Source organism: Amycolatopsis sp. cmx-8-4 (genome assembly GCF_046548675.1).
Taxonomy (GTDB): domain Bacteria; phylum Actinomycetota; class Actinomycetes; order Mycobacteriales; family Pseudonocardiaceae; genus Amycolatopsis.
The window spans coordinates 101,257-118,477 of the sequence record NZ_JAEBDZ010000019.1 but is presented as its reverse complement, the minus strand read 5'-3'; the positions used below and the strand labels follow the sequence as shown (position 1 = coordinate 118,477).

Sequence of the window (17,221 nt, the reverse complement as noted above, 5' to 3'; positions counted from 1 at the left end):
CCGTCGGCGGCATGACTGCTCTCCTGCCGCCGATCCCGCGGACCGTCTGGATCGCCTCCGGGGTGATGGCCCTCGGCGGCTTCCTCGGCAACATGGACGGCTCGATCGTCGCCGTCGGGCTGGAGTCGATGCGGCTGAGCCTGGACGTCGGCCTGGTCGAGGTCCAGTGGGTCGCCACGGCGTACCTCCTCGGGCTGTCCGCGGCCCTGCCGCTGACGCCGTGGCTCGTCCGGAAGCTCGGCGCGGGACGGCTGTGGCTCGGCGCGCTCGCGGCGTTCCTGGTGACGTCGGCCGCGTGCGCGCTCGCGCCGGACATCGGGACGCTGATCGGCGTCCGCGCGGTGCAGGGCATGGCCGCCGGCGTCATGGTCACGGCCGGGCAGACCGTGATCGGGCTGGCCGTCGGCCCGGAACGGCTCGGCCGGACCATGGGCACGCTCGGCCTGGTCGTCGGGCTCGCGCCGGTGATCGGGCCGAGCGTCGGCGGCTTGCTGCTCGCGCACTTCTCGTGGCCGGTGCTGTTCTGGCTGAACCTGCCGATCGGCGTGGTCGCGTTCGGGCTGGCGCTGCGGTTCGTGCCGCGCGGCGACCGGCGGCAGCCGCCGCCGATGGACTGGCCCGGCCTGATCCTGGTCTCGCTCGGCGTGCCGCTCGTCGTCTACGCGCTCACCGAACTCGGCGCGCCCGGGTCCACCGGCCCGGTGAACGCCGTGCTGGCAGCCGTCGGCGCGGTCGCGCTCGCGGTGTTCACCTGGTGGTCGTCGCGCGCGCCGCACCCGGTGCTGCAGCTGCGGCTGGCCACCCGGCCGGTCATGGGTGCGGCGCTGGCCGCGGTGCTGCTCGCCGGCGCCGGGATGTTCGGCGCGGTGCTGCTGCTCCCCCTGTGGTTCCAGGTCCGCCTCGGCGCCGGGCCGGCCGAAGCGGGGGTGCTGCTCGCGCCGATGGGCTTGGCCACCACGGTGTTCGTGCTGGTGGCCGGGCGGCTGACCGACCGGTACGGCGGCGGTGCGGTCTCGTTCACCGGGTCACTGGTGGTGCTGGCGAGCACGGTGCCGATGCCCTGGCTCGGCCCGGCCACGCCGATGTGGCTGATCCAGGCGTTGCTGCTGGTCCGCGGCGCGGGGCTGGGCTTGTCGATCATGCCCGCGTCGACGGCGGCGTACGCCTCGGTCGACGCGGGCGAACTGGGCCACGCGACGGCCTTGGTGAACATCGTGCTGCGCGTGGGCGGCGCGGTCGGTGGCGCGTTGTGCGTGATCGTCTTGTCCCGTGGCCTCACGATCGATCCGGCGACCGGCTTCGGCTGGGCGTTCGGCGTGCTGGGCGCGCTGTGCGTGCTCGGCACCGTCGCGGCGGCCTGGCTGCGCCGCGCGGAGCGGCGAAAGAGCTGACCGGCACCGCGACGGCCGCGCCACGCGATCGTCCACAGTGGACGCCACGACGGGACCCACCTGCGAACCTGGCGCGATCACCGGTTTGGTGATTTCCTGGAGCCGATCAACCACGGTCGGTGACGGGGAGGACGGGCCATGCTGGGGGTAGGCAAGCGGCTGCTGACCGCGGCGGCGGTCACGGCCGTAGCGGGAAGCCTGCTGGCCGCCGCGCCGGCGTCGGCGGCCGGAACGGGAAGCGTCGACTGGAAGCCCTGCGCGGACGCGCCCGGGGTCGACTGCGGCGCGGTGACCGTGCCGATCGACTACGGCCACCCGGAGAAGGGCACCACGAGCGTCGCGCTCGCCCGGCGGAAGGCCACCGACCCGCGGGCCCGGATCGGCGCGGTCCTGATGGACCCGGGCGGTCCCGGCGGGCCGGGCGCGGGCCAGGTCAAGGAAGGCTGGTCGCTCTCGGCCGAGGTCACCAAGCGCTTCGACACCGTGGGCTTCGACCCGCGCGGCATCGGCGACAGCACCCAGATCAAGTGCGGCCTCGACGAGGTCATCGCCGACCACCCCGAGGTGCCGCGCGACCAGGCCGAGTTCGAGCAGCTCGCGCAGTACAACCGGAAGGTCGGCGAAAGCTGCTCCCGGCTCACCGGGCCGCTCGCGAGTTTCGCCGACACCAAGACCGTCGCGCGGGACATGGACGTGATCCGCGCCGCGCTCGGCGAGAAGAAGCTGACCTACTACGGCGTTTCGTACGGGACGCTGATGGGCCAGCAGTACGCCGAGCTGTTCCCCGGCAAGGTCCGCGCGCTCGTGCTGGACAGCAACATGGACCACTCGCAGCTGGGCGCGTGGGACTTCCTGCACAGCGAAACGCAGTCCGTGCAGGCGGAGTTCGGCGAGTTCGCCGGCTGGTGCGGCCGGACACCGGCCTGCGCGTTGCACGGCCAGGACGTCTCCAAGGTGACGCGGGATCTGCAGGACAAGGCCGCGCGCGGGGAATTGAAGGCGCCGCAAAGCGGTGAGCCGATCTCCCCGCTGAACCTCGCGTCGATCTTCCAGGGCTCCTTCTACGGCCCGAGCTGGGACCAGCTGGCGAAGACGTTGAAGTCCTTCGCGGACGGCACGCCACCGGCGGCGTCGGCTCGAGCGCGAGACGAGATCCCGGTCAACACCGTGTTCCAGAGCATCTTCTGCGACGACTGGAAACTGCCGGTGCACAGCTACGCCGAGCTGGAGACCTACCGGCGCGCGGCCGCGGCCTCCGCACCGGACGTCAAGGTCAACTCACTGGGCTGGTCCGCCGTGACCGCCTGCATCGGCTGGCCGGAGAAGGCGAGCAACCCGCAGCACCCGCTGCAGGTGCACGGCGCGCCGCCGCTGCTGGTCCTGAGCAGCAAGTTCGACCCGGCGACGCCGTACGCGTGGTCGCAGACCGTGGCCCGGCAGACCGGCAACACGCTGCTCACCTACGACGGCTGGGGCCACGGCGCCTACTTCAAGAACAGCGACTGCGTCACCAAGGCGACCGACGACTACCTGATCACCGGCAAGCTCCCGGCCCGGGGCACGCACTGCGCCGCCGTGGAGCCGAGCGCGTCGCAGGCCCGGATCGCCGGGCCGAAGGCGCCGGTGACCATCGGTTTCTGACGCTTCCGTTGCGAGGCCGGGAGCGGCACAATCGGTTCCGGCCCCGCACCGTCGCGGGCAAAGGAGACCGTCATGCGGTTCAGGACTTTCCTCGCGAGCACGGCGATCGCCGTCACGCTGACCGGGCTGGCCACGGCTCCCGCGGACGCCGGAGTCCGGCACGGCGGCGGGTACCTCGCGCTCGGTGACTCCGTGGCGTTCGGCTACCGACCCGGCGCCGTGACACCGGTTTCGGACTACCTGAACGCGGCCAACTTCCGCGGCTACGCCGAGAACTACGCGGCCCTGCGCGGCCTGCGGGTCGCCAACGCGTCGTGTCCCGGCGAGACGACCGGGAGCATGCTGAAGACAGGCGCGCAGAGCAACGGCTGTGAGAACTCCGTCGGTTCCCCGGTCGGCTACCGGACGACGTTCCCGCTGCACGTGACGTACGCGGGCACCCAGATCGACTACGCCACGCGGTACCTGCGCACCCACCAGGACACCAAGCTGGTGACGCTGAACATCGGCGCCAACGACATGTTCGTCTGCCAGGCCACGACGCCGGACCAGTGCACCGGCCCGGACTTCCAGGCGGCGCTGAACCGGATGAGCCGCAACGTCGCGACGATCCTCGGGGCGGTGCGTGCCCACTACCGCGGTGACGTGGTGCTGATGTCGTACTACTCGCTCGACTACCGCGATCTGGCGCAGGTCCAGCAGGTGCAGGCGATCGACGCGGCGCTCACGCAGGTGACCCGCCGCTACCACGGGAAGATCGCCGACGGCTTCACGGCGTTCCGGCTGGCTTCCCTGCGCACGGGCGGCGACCCGTGCGCGGCCGGGCTGCTGATCAAGCTGCCGGCCGGGGGCTGCGACGTCCATCCGACAGCGGCCGGCCACCGCGTCCTCACGGCGGCCCTCGCCCTAGCGCGTTAGACGGCCTGGACCTCGACGCCCGCGGCCTCGAACGCGCGCACGACCTCCGGGTCCGCTTCCGCGTCGGTCACCAGCGCGTGCACCTGCGTCGTCTCGCAGATGCGCGCGAACGCGCGGCGGCCCAGCTTCGACCCGTCCGTCACCGCGACCACGCGCTCGGCACGCTCCACCATCAGGCGGTTGATGCTGGCCTCGCCCTCGTGGTGGGCGAACGCGCCCGCGTCCGGGTCGAACGCGTCGACGCCGAGGAACAGCAGGTCGATCGTCAGCTCGCTGAGCACCCGCGTGGCCAGCGGCCCGCTCAGCTCGAAGGACTGCGGCCGCGCCACCCCGCCGGTCACCACGATCTTGACGTTCGGCCGCACCGCCAGCTCGTGCGCGATGTTCAGCGCGTTCGTCACCACCGTGATGCCCGGCGCGTCACCCCGCCCGGACAGGTCGGAGCGGATCGCCAGCGCCCGCGCCACGCCGGCGGTGGTCGTGCCGCCGTTGAGGCCGACGACCATCCCCTTCGCGGCGAACGCGGCCGCGGCGTTGCTGATCCGCTGCTTCTCCGGGACGTGCCGCGCGGTCTTGTAGCGCAGCGGCAGGTCGTAGGCGAGGTCGTTGGCGACCGCGCCACCACGCGTGCGCGTGAGCAGCTGCTGCTCGGCCAGGTGGTCGAGGTCGCGGCGGATGGTGGCCGCGGAGACGCTCAGCTCCTCGGCCACGTCCTCGACGTCGATCTTTTCCCGCTGCCCCAGCATGTCCAGCAGGGTGCTCAACCGTTCGTGCCGGGCCATCGGCGGTACTCCCTAGGTTCCTGTGCACAAAGAAGTGCGCTGTTGACCACCGTTTCGAGCATTATGCTGCACGATCACCGTCCTCGAAACGCGGCACGCCGCCTACTTCATTCGGAAGTCATAGCGCCCCGGCAGCGGATCGGCCGACAGCGCCGCCCAGGTGTCGGACAACGACGTCTCCCCTTCCCGGATGTTCGCGACCTCGAACCCCGCGTCGAAGATCGCCCGCGCACCCTCGACGTCGCCCAGCGCCAGCCGCGCCTGAGCGGCCAGCAGGGCGAGCCGTCCCGTCGGTTCCGGCGGCAGCTCCGGCGCACACCCGGCCGCGACGGCCTCCACCAGCAGCGGCTCCAGAGCCGGCGCCAGCTTCAACGCCCGGTCGTACAGCCGGGCCGCCTCCGCCGAGCCGGCTGTCACCGCCAGGCAGCGCAGGGCCCACGGGTTCTCGGCCGCTGACACCGAAGCCGCCCACGCCTCCCGCGCTGCCTCGTGACGCCCGGCCGCCCAGCGGGCGACACCCCGGTGGTACCAGGTCAGCCAGTTGTCGGCCGTGTGCTCCAGCAGATCGGCCCAGTAGCGGTTGACCAGCGTCGACGGCGGCACGGCCAGTGGGTCACCCTCCGGCGGGACACCGTCCAACAGGGACAACCACGGCGCCTGCTCCGGCCCCAGCGACTCCGGAGGAAACGGCGTGCCCGGCAGGCACATCGGCATCCGGCGGGCCTCCAGCGCGCCCCAGCCGGATCCCGTGGCCAGCAACGGGCCCGGCTCGACGTCGAGGATCTTCCGCCACTGCTCGTGGTACCCGGTCAACACCGGCGTGACGACGGCGTCGGTCGCGGCCCGCCAGTCGTCGCCGTGGACCACCGCGGGGTCGGCCGCGAGCGGGCCGTACGCCTCGAGCCAGTCCCACGACTCGCCCGACGGGAGCCGCAGGTGCTCCAGCTGCGTGCGGGCCAGCCCGGCCTGGATCTCCAGGTAGCCGCCGGCGCCCGGCGCCAGCCAGTCCTGCCAGCGCCGGCCGCCCGCGGATTCGCCCCACAGGAACAGCTTCCGGCCGCGCAGCCGCTCGGTCGACGTCTGCAGCAGGCCGCGCCCGTCGCCGTCGACCGCGGCGATCCACGGCTTCGAGCACTCGAAGAAGTAGTCCGCGGCGGACTCGGCCCGCGCCGGGTAGGTCAGCGCACCCGGGACGTCGACCAGGTCCAGCCGACCGGAATAGCCGTAGTGCCAGGCCTGCGTGGCCGGCGCGAGCACACGCGTGTCCGGCGTCTGCGCCACCGCGATGTTCGACCACCAGTACACCGGGACGTCGTGCGGGTGCGGGTTGCGGATCCGCACGCCCACCAGCAGGAAGTCCGAGTCCTCGGGCAGCCAGAAGTCGAGGTGGTACGGCAGGTCGCGGGTGCGTTCCCACTCCCACAGCCGCAGCACCGGTGTGCCGTCCGGCCCGTCGACCTGAGCCGCGAACATCGGCGCGCACGTCAGCGTCGTGTGCCCGGTGCTGCCGAGGTTCCACTCGACGCCGCCGGCGAACCAGGCGTCCCGCAGCGCGAGGTTCGCGGGCTGGAACACCGGGTTGCGGTAGAGCAGCTCACGTCCGTTGTGGACCAGCGAGTACAGCCGTCCGCCCAGCGTGGGCAGGATGGTCGCCCGCACCCGGTCGTTCTCCAGCACCAGCGCGGGCAGCTCCCGCTCGACGCGATTCCTCGAATACCCGTCTTGAAGACGGCACGGCAGCACGGTGTCGAGCCGCCCGTACTCAAGCCCGGCCGCGAGGTCCGGCGGCAGTTCGTCCACATTGGACACCGAGGCGACCGCTTCCGGCTTCACCAGCGGCGGCAGCGGGTTCTCCGGTCCGAGTTCGGCCGCGGGCAGGACCAGCACGGTCCGGTACAGGCGCGTCATGGCAGCCGGCCACCGGTGGCCGCGTCGAACAGGTGCACCGAACCGACCTGCGGCGTCAGCGCGATCGCCTGCCCCCGCTGCCACGGCGACATGCCCGGCGTGCGGACCGTCAGCACCCGGTCGCCGTCGCGGCAGTACAGGTACTGGTCGCTGCCCAGCTCCTCGACCACCTCGACGACGGCGTCGAACCCGCCGTCGCCGATCGACCAGCCCTCCGGCCGGACGCCGACGACGATGCCGGGGCCGGTCAGCGCCGAGCGCTGCGCCGGGGTCAGCGGCAGGCGCGTCCCGCCGACGACCGCACCACCGGTGTCCACAGTGGTCTCCAGCAGGTTCATCGCGGGCGAGCCGATGAACCCGGCGACGAACACGTTCACCGGCCGCGCGAACAGGCCGATCGGCGTGTCGACCTGCTGCAGGACGCCGTCCTTGAGCACCGCGACCCGGTCGCCCATGGTCATCGCCTCGACCTGGTCGTGCGTGACGTACAGCGTCGTGACGCCCAGCCGCCGTTGCAGCGACGCGATCTGCGTGCGCGTCTGCACCCGCAGCTTGGCGTCCAGGTTGGACAGTGGCTCGTCCATCAGGAACACGCTCGGCTCGCGCACGATCGCCCGGCCCATCGCCACGCGCTGGCGCTGCCCGCCGGACAGCTTCGCGGGCTTGCGGTCCAGGTACTCGGTCAGGTCCAGCACCTTCGCCGCTTCCTGCACCCGGCGTTCGCGTTCGGCCTTCGGCATCTTGGCCAGCTTCAGGTGGAAGCCGATGTTCTCGCCGACCGACATGTGCGGGTAGAGCGCGTAGTTCTGGAACACCATCGCGATGTCGCGGTCCTTCGGCGCCAGCTCGGTGACGTCCCGGTCGCCGATGTGGATGGAGCCGTCGTCGACGCCCTCCAGCCCGGCCAGCATCCGCAGCGTCGTCGACTTGCCGCAGCCGGACGGCCCGACCAGCACGAGGAACTCGCCGTCGGCGACCTCGAGGTCGAGCCCGTCGACGGCGGGCCGCTCGACCCCGGCGTAGAACCGGGTCGTGTCCTGGAAACTCACGGTGGCCATCAGGTCCTACTTTCCGGCGCCGAGGGTCAGGCCGGTGATGATCCGGCGGGCGAGCACGAGGTAGAGCACGAGCATCGGGAGCACGACGATCGCCACGCCGGCGATCAGGCCGCCGTACTCCGACTGGTAGCTCGCGGCGCCGTAGAAGGTGAACAGCGCCCGCGAGAGCGTGAAGTGGGCCTGGTCCTTGAGGAACACGATCGCCAGCAGCGTCTCGTTCCACAGGCCGATGGCGTTCAGCGTCAACGCCGTGATCAGGCCGCCGCGCGCGAGCGGCAGCATGACGGAGAAGAACGTCCGCGTCGGCGAGGCACCGTCCAAAGAGGCCGCTTCCTCCAGCTCGTCCGGCAGCGAACGGAAGAACCCGGTCAGCAGGAACACCGTGAACGGGATCGACAACGCGACGTAGAGCAGGAACAGGCCGTACTCGTTGTCCAGGTGGGCTTTGCTCATGGTCACGAACAGCGGGATGATCACCGTCTGGAACGGGACGCCCATGCCGATCGCGACGACGTTCGTCAGCGGCCCGGACCCGCGCACGCCGAGCCGGGTCAGCGCGTACGCGCAGGGCGCGGACACGGCGACCGTCGCGACCGTCGCCAGCCCGACCAGCACCACCGTCGTGAGCACGGCGTCGCCGAACCCGGCGTTGGTCCACGCGTAGCTGAAGTTCCGGAACGGCTTGCCGAGGTGGAACCACTGGTAGGGCAGCGCGAACGGCTTGGTGAAGATCTCCACCGGCGTCTTGAACGACGCCGTGAGCAGCCAGTACAGCACCAGCACGTTGCCCGCGGTGAACGCCCAGACGATCACGGAACCCAGCAGCCGCAACGGGCTCAGCTTCCGCGAACCCGGTGCGGGACGCGGTTTGCGCGGCACCTTGCGCGGCGGTTTCGCGGCCGGGCGCACCGGCACTGTCTCGGTGACGGTCATCGGGTCCCCCTCAGAACTGGATCGCGTCACGGCGCATCAACCGGCGCAGGAGCACGACAAGGATCGACACCAGCGCGATCATCGCCACCGCGCAGGCGCAGGCGGCCCCGAAGTCGGGCGTGCCGTTCGAGCCGAAGGTCCGGTCGAACACGTAGATCCCGAGCGTCCACGCCTGGTTCGGCGGGGCGTAGGTGCCCGGCCCGGCCAGCACGAACACGAGCTCGAAGATCTTGAGCGCGTTGATCGTCCACAGGACACCGGCGACGCCGACGACGTCCCACGTCATCGGCAGCGTGATGTTGCGGAACTTCTGCCACGGCGACGCGCCGCCCAGCTCGGCGTCCTCGTAGAGGTACGGCGGGATCCGGTCGACCGCGGCCATCAGGATGGTGATGTAGAAACCCGAGCTGGCCCAGATCAGCGACGCCGTCACGACGCCGGTCACGTTGGCCGGGGCCAGGAACTTCGCCGCGTCCGCGCCGACGTGCTCCAGCACGTAGTTCGCCAGGCCCTGCTTGCCCGGCTGGTACTTGAACACGAACCCGAGGAACATGCCCAGCGCCACCGGCGCGACGATGTTCGGGAAGAACAGGATGGCCCGGACGACCTTGCCGCCCCGCATGTCCCGCAGCACCATGGTGAACAGGAACGCGATCGCGAACGTGCCGATGCCGCCGAGGAAGACGTACACCAGCGTGTTGCGGAAGGCGTACTGGAACGAGTCGCTCGCCCACATCTGCGTGTAGTTGGTGACGCCGTTGGGCTTGGGCGTGTCGCCCGCGCCGGCCCAGCTGGTGAAGCTCAGGACGACGGTCGCGAGCGTCGGCAGCACGAGGAAAGCCAGGTACAGCACCAAAGCCGGGGCGGCGAACGGCCAGAACAGCCGCTTCTTGCGGCGCAGGTGCGCGGCCCCGGCGGCGCGGGTCCCCCGATCCCGCGCCGCCGTCGTCGTGACCGTGGCCATCAGCTCTGGTTCTTCCAGAAGTCGGCACCCTTGGTCGCGAGCTGGTCCACGAACTGCTGCGGGTTCAGCTCACCCTTGAGCAGCGAGGTGTCGGCCGGGTCGAAGACGTCGGTCTGCCACTTGCCGCCGGCGATGCCGTCGATCCCGTCGTACTGCAGGACGTGCTCCTTCTTCGGGTCGTCCATCGCGGCCTTGACCTGCTTGAGGTCGTCCGGCACGGCGAGGTCGGCGCGCGGCACCAGGTTGTCGGCCACCGCCGGGATGCCGGACAGGATGTCCTTGTTGAGGAAGTAGGCGATGAACGCCTTCGCGGCCTCGGCGTGCTTGGCCTTCTTGGTGACGGCGAAGCCGATCGACATCTGCTCGACGGTGTCGTGCGTGGCGCCGGCCGGCATCGGGAACTGGAAGGAGCCGTAGTTGATCTTCGTCCCGGCGCCCTGCTTGTCCAGGTACTCGCGCGTCTCGCTCGGCGCCCAGGTGCCGACGTAGAGGTAGCGCGAGTCGCCGTCCGCCCAGCGCTGCTGCACCTGCGGGAACTTCGCCGCGTCCCAGCCGTCGATGAAGTACTTCGGCAGCTTCGCGGTTTCGGTGGCGGCCTTGAGGAAACCGGGGTCGGTCTTCCAGAGCTGCCCGGTCTTGTCGGCCGCGGCCTTGTTCAGCCCGCCCGAGCCGACGTAGCGCTCGGCGAGCTGGGTGAAGAAGTACATGTTGTAGAACGGGATGTCGCCGTCCTGGCTGATCGCGGCCTTGCCGTCGGCCTTCGCCTTGTCGAACAGCGCGGTCAGGTCGTCCATCGTCTTCGGCTGCTGGACGTCGCCGGCGGCGTCCTTGTTGAACCACCAGGCGCTCGACTGGACGGTGTAGGGGACCATGAAGTTGTGGCCCTCGCGGTCCTTGTTCTGCGGGAAGTCGTACGAGCTGGGCGAAAGCACGTCCTTGACGGTCTTGTCACCCTCGCCGACCTTCATCGCGAAGACGTCGTCGACGCTCTGCGTGCCGCCCGGCGTCGCGATCGCCGCGCCGACCTTGCTGACGTCCTGGTCGAACAGGTCCGGCACCGCGTCGGTGTTCAGCGCGGGCACCAGGTTCTGCGTGTAGGCCTTGCGCCCCAGCCACTGCACGTCGACCTTGACGCCGGTCTTCTCCTGGAAGCACTTGAAGGCCTTCTGCAGGACTTTCCCCTGAGGCTCGTCGGCCGTCCACATCGCCCAGTAGGTGAACTCCTTGTCCGTGGCGGGTTTGACCGCCGCCTCCGGGCAAGGCGCGTTGAGGTACTGGTCGACACCGGGCAACGCGTTCTCGCCGGTGTCGCTGCCGGAGTCCGCGCCCCCGCCGCAGCCGGCCAGCAGGAGAGAGGCCCCCACCGCACACGCCATGACCTTGCTTCGCCGCATCCGCCACCACCAGAGTTCGAGTTTCACGCAACTTCTGCGCGTTGCTGCGCAGTTTTGTTAGGTTTCACGCATCTGTCAACACTCATTGGAACAAATTCTGCTCAATCGTCACTTGGGCCCGCCCTCCGTGACCAGCATGAGCACACCGAGCAACCGCCGCACCTCGACGGCGACGGCGTCCCGCCCGGCGCCCAGGTACTTGCGCGGGTCGACGCGGTCCGGATGCGCACGCCAGTCGCCCGCGGCGGCCGCGGTGAACACCTTGTTGAGCTGGGTGGCGATGTTGATCTTCGTCATCCCGGCTTTCACCGCGTCGGCCAGGCCTTCGTCGGACACCCCGGAAGAACCGTGCAGCACCAGCGGGACCGGCACCCGGGCCCGCAGCCGCGCGATCAGCTCGAAGTCCAGCGCGGCGTCCCGGGTCAGCATCGCGTGCGAGCTGCCGACGGCGACGGCGAGCGCGTCGACCCCGGTGGCCGCGGCGAACTCCGCAGCCTCGTCCGGATCGGTGCGCGCCCCGGGCGCGTGCACGCCGTCCTTGCCCCCGACCTCGCCCAGCTCGGCTTCCACCCAGACGCCGTGGTCGTGACAGAAGGCGGTGATCTCGCGGGTCGCGCGGACGTTGTCGGCGTAGTCCAGTTTGGACGCGTCGAACATGACCGAGCCGAACCCGAGCCCGACCGCTTCCCGCACGAGATCGGCGGACTCGGCGTGGTCGAGGTGCACGGCGACGTCCGGCTCGGCCTCCCGGGCCGCGGCGAGCGCGGCACCGCCGATCGGCGCGAGGGAGCCGTGGTAGCGGACGGCGTTCTGGCTGAGCTGCACGATCACCGGCGCTCGGGCCGCGGCCGCACCGTCGACGATGGCGGTGATGTGTTCGAGCTGGATGGCGTTGAAGGCCCCGCAGCCGCGTCTCGCCGCCGCGGCGGCGGTGACGATCTCCCCGGTACTCACCAGAGGCATGACCTACTCCTGTCGTTTCGGGTCTGCCGCGGCTCGTCGTGAGTGGTTAGGGCGGTTAGAACCGCCCTAACCACTCACGACCCGCACCGCGACCAAGTCCACTTCGCGCTCGTAGTGCGCCAGGTCGATGTCGCCGGCCAGCGGGCCCAGCACCGCTGCGCCGGACAGCGCGACGGCCCGGCGCAGGATGTCCGGCCACGGCTCGCGGCGGCTGAGACCGAGCGCCAGCGCCGCGACCACCGCGTCACCCGCTCCCGTGCTGTTGCCGCGGAGCGCGGTGGACGGCGTCGCGTGCCACGTGCCCGAGCCGGTGACCGCGAGCAGGCCGACGGCCCCGAGCGACACGACGACCGCGCCCGCGCCCGCCCTGCGCAGCTCGCCCGCCGCGGCGACGGGGTCGGCCAGGCCGGTGACCTCGCGCAGCTCTTCGGCGTTGGGCTTGACCACGGCCGGGTGCGCGGCCAGGCCGGCCAGCAGTGCCGCGCCTGACGTATCCAGCACAGCCGGCGCGGACGTGCCCGTGAGCAGCGACGTGTAGGCGTCGGACGGCGCACCGGCCGGAAGGCTGCCGGAGCAGACCAGCACCTCGGGCGTGTGCCGCCGGACCGCGTCGGCGAGCAGCGCCCACTCCGCGACCGACAGCGCCGGGCCGGGCTCGTTCAGCAGCGTGACCGACCCGTCGTCGCCCAGCACCGTCGTGGTGCGGCGCGTCTCGCCGGCGATCGGCACCAGTTCCGCGGGCAGCCCGGCCGCACCGAGGTCCGCCGCGACCGCGGACCCGGTCGCCCCGCCGGCCGTCGCGACCGCGCGGACGTCGACGCCCAGCGCGTGCAGCACGCGCGCGACGTTGATCCCCTTGCCCCCGGCCCGGCTCCGGACCTCCCGGACGCGGTGCACGCCGTCCGGCCGCAGACCGTCCACTGTGTACGTGACGTCGAGCGCGGTGTTGGGCGTGACGGTGAGGATCACGGCGGGCTCACGTCAGGACGACGGAGCGGGAGAGACTGCGCGGGTTGTCCGGGTCCAGGCCCTTGCGCCGGGCGATCGCGCCCGCGACGAGCTGCGCGCGGACCAGGTCGGCCAGCGGGTCGAGACCGCTTTCGACGAACGTGCCGCCCGCCCGGCGGACGTCCTCGGCCAGCCCGTCCGGCGCGTGGCCGAACATCCAGGTCACCCGGCCCGGCTCGGCGATGCTGATCGGGCCGTGCCGGTAGTCCCACGCCGGGTACGACTCCGTCCACAGCAGACACGCCTCGCGGAACTTGAGCGCGGCCTCGTTCGCGAGCCCCACCGACCAGCCGGTGCCGAGGAAGCTGAACTGCCCAGCGCCGACCAATGACTCCGGCAGCGGCTCCGCCAGCACCCGCTCGGCCTGCGCGATGACGCCGGTCAGGTCCTCGCCGAGGTGCGCGCGCAGCATCGCGAGCGCGGTGGTGGCGAACCGGGTCTGCACGACCGAGCGTTCGTCCACCGCGGACAGGTCGACGACGCCGTCCGCGGCCCGCTCGATCTCGGCGGGCACGCCGGTGATCGCCGTGGTCCGGGTCCGGCCGCGCAGCCGCGCGAGCAGGCTGTGCACCTCGGTCGTGGTGCCCGAGCGGCTCAGCGCGAGCACGTGGTCGTAGGCCCGGCCGACCGGGAACTCGGACGCGGCGAACGCGTCGGTCTCGCCGAGCCCGGCGGTTTCGCGCAGCACCGCGTACGCCTGGCCGACGAACCACGACGTGCCACAGCCGACGATCGCCACCCGGGCGCCCGCCGCGGGCAGCTGCCCGCTGTTCGCCGAGGCCAGCGCGGCCGCGTCCCGCCAGCAGCCGGGCTGGCTCGCGATCTCCGCCGCCATGAAGGTCCCGCTCATGAACTCCCCATCCGTGCCGGTTGTGCGCAACACCTGTCACGTTAGGTGCAGTTTTGTGCGTCGTCAATCGTCGTATCGTGCAACTTCACACAGAGTCCGCGCAGAGAAGTGCGCGAGAAGACAGCAAAAAGGCCACCCTCGGCGAGGGTGGCCTGCAGTGGGAGAGCGGCTACCGGGGCTTGCGGCGCAGCAGCCCGGTGACGACGGCCATCGCGCGCGAACGCGACGACGGCACCGGCGTCACCACCGCCTCCGGGCCGATCCGGCGGCGCATGCGGTAGGAGAGTTCGAGCACTTCGAGATCTTCGGGCCGGCGTCTGCCGTGGACGTCCGGCCGCAGGTACAGCTCGCTGACCGTGACAGGCTTGCCACTGGCACGGGGTGGCGTGCGCGCCATCGGGAACCTCCGGGAGTAGCTGCCGTGCGGGATGGCGCTGATTCTATGAATCAAATTCGGGTTCGTCACCTTACTCACCAGTTGTGTCCGGCGTGTCCTTCAGACGGCCACCTGCCGCGTTAGCCTCGCCGCATGATCACCACTGGGGCGTTGACCGAAACCGACCGCGTGGCCTGGGAAAACCTGTTCACCGGCTACAACGAGTTCTACGACAGGCCGCTCACGCCGGAACTGGCGGAGCGCGACTGGCGCGAGTTCTCGACCGGCGAGCGGATGCACGCGCTCGGCGCGCGGCTCGACGGCGAGCTCGTCGGGATCACGCACTTCCTGACGCACGCCAGCACGACGTCGGGCGACGTCTGTTACCTGCAGGACCTCTTCACCGCCCCCGAAGCCCGCGGCCACGGCGTCGGCCGGGCGCTGATCGAAGCCGTCGCCGGCTGGGCGCGGGCCCGGGGTTGCGTGCGCGTCTACTGGCACACGCAGACGTCGAACACGACCGCGCGCCGGCTCTACGACCAGGTCGCGCTCGACAAGGGGTTCATGCAGTACCAGATCCCGCTCGGCTAGCGGCGGTGCCGGCCACCGCCGCCACCGCGGTGGTGGCCGTGCCCGCCGTCGTGGTGACCGCCGGACCACGCCGACTGCCGCGACGAGGCGAATTGCCGTTGCGAGACCGACTGCCGTTCCGAAACCGGCTGGCGCGACGGACTCGAGGGCCGGGCCGAGTGCTGATCGGCACCAGCTGCCCAGGGCGGGATTTCGTGCCGCACCGGCGCCACCCGGTCCGGCGGCGCGGCGGTATTTCCGGCCGGCTTTCCGGAATTCGACGGCCGGACGACAGCCGCGGGAATGATTCCGCCGAGTTTCGATTCCGGCACCACGGATTCCGGTGGCGTCACGACGTCCGCCGGCGACGGCGTCAGGGCCAGCGGCACGGGTTCGAGACCGACGGGCGGCCAGACCGCGCCCGCGGCGTGCTCGAACGGCTGTACCGCCAAGGCCGCGACCCCGCCGGTGATCGCGAGCGCCCCGGCGACGACCGAGAGCGCCCGGACGCGGGCGAGCGAACGCAGCACCGGGGACCGGCGCCGGTGCCGCGAGGGCGGCGCCTCGAGCGCGTCCTGCCAGCTGTCCGACCTGACCAGCAACTCGGCCACGCTGACCTGCTCGCGGCGCGGAGCCCGACGTGTCATCAAACCCTCCACCCTGGGTCGACCGGACGGTGGCGACGCGGCCGGTCGAGGCGATCTTAGGAATGACCGGGGGCCGTGTAAAGGATCCGCGCTCAGGACAACCGGCCACCGCCGTCGACGTGCAGGGTCGTCCCGGTGATGAACGGATTCGCCAGCACGCTCAGCGTGGCCGCGGAGATATCCGCCGTCGTGCCGACCCGGCGCGCCGGATTCGATTCCGCCGTGCGGCGGAAGAAGCCGTCCTTCGCTTCGCCGAGGCGGTCCCACGCGCCCGAGTCGACGATGCCCGGCGACACCGCGTTGACGCGGATCGGCGCGAGGTCCACCGCGAGCGCCTCGGCCAGGAACGCGACCGCGCCGTTCGTCGTGGCCATGACCGCCCGCTCGGGCTGCGGGCGCCACGCGGCGACGCCGGAGAACAGCACGATGGCGCCCCCGGCGCGGAATCGCGGAGCGAAGTGCTTGGCCAGCAGCAGCGGCCCGATCACCTTGGCGTCGAACGCCCGGGTGATCGCGTCCCGCTCCAGCGTCGCGACCGGCCCGTTCGCCGGCGCCGCGGCGAGGGTGATCAGATAATCGAGTTCGCCCACCTTGCCGGCCAGCGTTTCCAGCGATGATTCGTCCCCGAGATCCGCGAATTCCGCGCGTATTCCCGGCTCGGTGAAACGCTCCGGATTCCGCCCGGCGAAGACGACTTCCGCGCCCGCCGCGTGCGCGTCCGCCGCGATCCGGCGGCCGATCCCCGAACCGCCGCCCACGATCACCAGTCGCTTTTCCCGCAATGACACCAATGACATCGTCGTGCTCCTTTCGTCTCGCACACCGGGTTCAGCGCACGGCGGCGCCGGATCCATCCCGTCGCGATCCGAAGGTTTTCGATGGCTGCGATAGAATCGGCGAATGCCTACGCTGCGCGCGCTGGAGTGCCTGGTCGCCGTGCTGGACGCGGGGTCGATCACCGAAGCGGCCGCGCGGCTGCACCTGTCGCAGCCCGCGCTGTCCCACCAGATCGGCGCGCTCGAGCGCGAACTGGGCACGCCGGTGCTCGAACGGCTGCCGCGCGGGGTCCGGCCGACCGCGGCGGGCCGGGCGGTCCTGGACGACGCGCGCGCGGCGCTGGCGGCGGCCGAGCGGGTGGTCCGCACCGGCCGCGCGGTGGCGGGCGGCGGTGACGGCACCCTCCGGATCGCGTGCGCGGAGTCCATGACCGCCGGGCTGCTCGCGCCGGTCCTGCGCGCCTGGCACCGGCACCGGCCGGGCGTGCTGATCACGCTCACCGAGACGACGAGCGCGGACGCCCTGGTCGCGGCGGTGGAGGCGGGCGAAGCGGACGTCGCGGTGGGGCCACGGCCGAGCCGCTGGAGCGGGCACGAGGAAGTGGTGGGGCGCGAGGAGATCGTCCTGGCCCTGGCCGCCGACCACCCGCTCGCCACCCGCGCGTCGGTGCCGATCACGGACCTGGCCGGGCTGCCGGTGGTCCACTACCACCCGGACAACGGCCTCGGCGGCTGGCTGGACGAGGTGGCGGCGGAGCACGGCGCGGTGCTCGACGCGGTGATGCGGACGAAGCAGGCGGCGACGGCGGCCGAGCTGGCCGCGGCCGGTCTGGGGGTCGCGCTGGTCCCGACGACGGCGCTGACCCGGACGTTCGCGGGCGCGCTGCGGCGGCTGAAGCCCGCGCCGCACCGCGACGTCGTCACTTTCACCGCAACGCCGTCGGATTCGCTCGTCCGGCGGTTTCGTTCGGACGTGCGTCACCGCGGGATCACCGTCCCGGCCGCGCTACTGGACAAACTCTCCTGAGTGGCCCGTTAAATC

Annotated in this window: 17 protein-coding genes; 5 read left to right on the top strand and 12 right to left on the bottom strand. The window is 71.6% G+C overall.

The annotated features are described in order from the left end of the window. Nucleotides 1–11 precede the first annotated feature (11 nt). From ACLJQZ_RS33365 to ACLJQZ_RS33355, 3 genes are all read left to right on the top strand, one after another. Entirely contained in the window at nt 12–1,391 is a 1,380-nt protein-coding gene (locus ACLJQZ_RS33365; protein ID WP_410623794.1) for a DHA2 family efflux MFS transporter permease subunit, read from the top strand. Nucleotides 1,392–1,529: 138 nt separating this feature from the next. Further along, complete coding sequence (locus ACLJQZ_RS33360; RefSeq protein ID WP_410623793.1) at nt 1,530–3,032, top strand: alpha/beta hydrolase; 1,503 nt, start codon at nt 1,530–1,532, stop codon at nt 3,030–3,032. 72 nt (nt 3,033–3,104) lie between these two features. After that, a complete protein-coding gene (locus ACLJQZ_RS33355) occupies nt 3,105–3,950 on the top strand; it encodes an SGNH/GDSL hydrolase family protein (protein WP_410623792.1) in 846 nt (281 codons plus the stop codon). On the opposite strand, the gene ACLJQZ_RS33350 is transcribed toward ACLJQZ_RS33355, so the two are convergent. The 10 genes from ACLJQZ_RS33350 to ACLJQZ_RS33305 form a co-directional block, all read right to left on the bottom strand. After that, a complete protein-coding gene (locus tag ACLJQZ_RS33350; protein ID WP_410623791.1) occupies nt 3,947–4,732 on the bottom strand; it encodes a DeoR/GlpR family DNA-binding transcription regulator in 786 nt (261 codons plus the stop codon). The two genes, ACLJQZ_RS33355 and ACLJQZ_RS33350, sit on opposite strands and share 4 nt — an antisense overlap. Before the next feature lie 102 nt (nt 4,733–4,834). After that, nucleotides 4,835–6,640, bottom strand: a complete 1,806-nt coding sequence (locus ACLJQZ_RS33345; protein WP_410623790.1) for a DUF5107 domain-containing protein — start codon at nt 6,638–6,640, stop codon at nt 4,835–4,837. Continuing rightward, on the bottom strand, nt 6,637–7,698 hold the full coding sequence (locus ACLJQZ_RS33340; protein WP_410623789.1) for an ABC transporter ATP-binding protein: 1,062 nt from the start codon (nt 7,696–7,698) through the stop codon (nt 6,637–6,639). Before ACLJQZ_RS33340 ends, ACLJQZ_RS33345 begins: the two co-directional genes overlap by 4 nt. A 6-nt stretch (nt 7,699–7,704) precedes the next feature. Continuing rightward, nucleotides 7,705–8,631 carry a carbohydrate ABC transporter permease gene (locus ACLJQZ_RS33335; protein ID WP_410623788.1) on the bottom strand — a complete coding sequence of 309 codons (927 nt, stop codon included), beginning with the start codon at nt 8,629–8,631 and terminating at the stop codon, nt 7,705–7,707. 10 nt (nt 8,632–8,641) lie between these two features. Then, complete coding sequence (locus tag ACLJQZ_RS33330; RefSeq protein WP_247056891.1) at nt 8,642–9,595, bottom strand: carbohydrate ABC transporter permease; 954 nt, start codon at nt 9,593–9,595, stop codon at nt 8,642–8,644. Continuing rightward, complete coding sequence (locus ACLJQZ_RS33325) at nt 9,595–10,971, bottom strand: ABC transporter substrate-binding protein (protein WP_410623835.1); 1,377 nt, start codon at nt 10,969–10,971, stop codon at nt 9,595–9,597. The genes ACLJQZ_RS33330 and ACLJQZ_RS33325 overlap by 1 nt, the downstream gene beginning before the upstream one ends. A gap of 126 nt (nt 10,972–11,097) precedes the next feature. Continuing rightward, complete coding sequence (locus tag ACLJQZ_RS33320; protein WP_410623787.1) at nt 11,098–11,952, bottom strand: class II fructose-bisphosphate aldolase; 855 nt, start codon at nt 11,950–11,952, stop codon at nt 11,098–11,100. A 66-nt stretch (nt 11,953–12,018) separates the two neighbouring features. Further along, nucleotides 12,019–12,921 (bottom strand): 1-phosphofructokinase family hexose kinase, encoded by a 903-nt coding sequence (locus ACLJQZ_RS33315; protein ID WP_410623786.1) that lies wholly within the window; start codon nt 12,919–12,921, stop codon nt 12,019–12,021. Between the two features lie 7 nt (nt 12,922–12,928). Further along, nucleotides 12,929–13,810, bottom strand: coding sequence for an SIS domain-containing protein (locus ACLJQZ_RS33310; protein ID WP_410623785.1), 882 nt, complete (start codon nt 13,808–13,810; stop codon nt 12,929–12,931). Nucleotides 13,811–13,979: 169 nt separating this feature from the next. Next, nucleotides 13,980–14,207, bottom strand: a complete 228-nt coding sequence (locus ACLJQZ_RS33305) for a hypothetical protein (protein ID WP_410623784.1) — start codon at nt 14,205–14,207, stop codon at nt 13,980–13,982. 132 nt (nt 14,208–14,339) lie between these two features. Between ACLJQZ_RS33305 and ACLJQZ_RS33300 the strand changes: the two genes are divergently transcribed. After that, the gene (locus tag ACLJQZ_RS33300) at nt 14,340–14,777 is read left to right on the top strand and encodes a GNAT family N-acetyltransferase (protein WP_410623783.1); all 438 of its coding nucleotides are present in this window, start codon (nt 14,340–14,342) and stop codon (nt 14,775–14,777) included. Here the strand turns inward: ACLJQZ_RS33300 and ACLJQZ_RS33295 are convergent. Together ACLJQZ_RS33295 and ACLJQZ_RS33290 are read right to left on the bottom strand one after the other, a co-directional pair. Beyond that, entirely contained in the window at nt 14,774–15,403 is a 630-nt protein-coding gene (locus ACLJQZ_RS33295) for a hypothetical protein (RefSeq protein ID WP_410623782.1), read from the bottom strand. The two genes, ACLJQZ_RS33300 and ACLJQZ_RS33295, sit on opposite strands and share 4 nt — an antisense overlap. A gap of 92 nt (nt 15,404–15,495) precedes the next feature. Further along, on the bottom strand, nt 15,496–16,200 hold the full coding sequence (locus tag ACLJQZ_RS33290; protein ID WP_410623781.1) for an SDR family oxidoreductase: 705 nt from the start codon (nt 16,198–16,200) through the stop codon (nt 15,496–15,498). A gap of 103 nt (nt 16,201–16,303) precedes the next feature. Here ACLJQZ_RS33290 and ACLJQZ_RS33285 point away from each other — a divergent pair, with 103 nt between their 5' ends. Then, on the top strand, nt 16,304–17,206 hold the full coding sequence (locus ACLJQZ_RS33285) for a LysR family transcriptional regulator (RefSeq protein ID WP_410623780.1): 903 nt from the start codon (nt 16,304–16,306) through the stop codon (nt 17,204–17,206). The last annotated feature ends 15 nt before the right edge of the window (nt 17,207–17,221 follow it).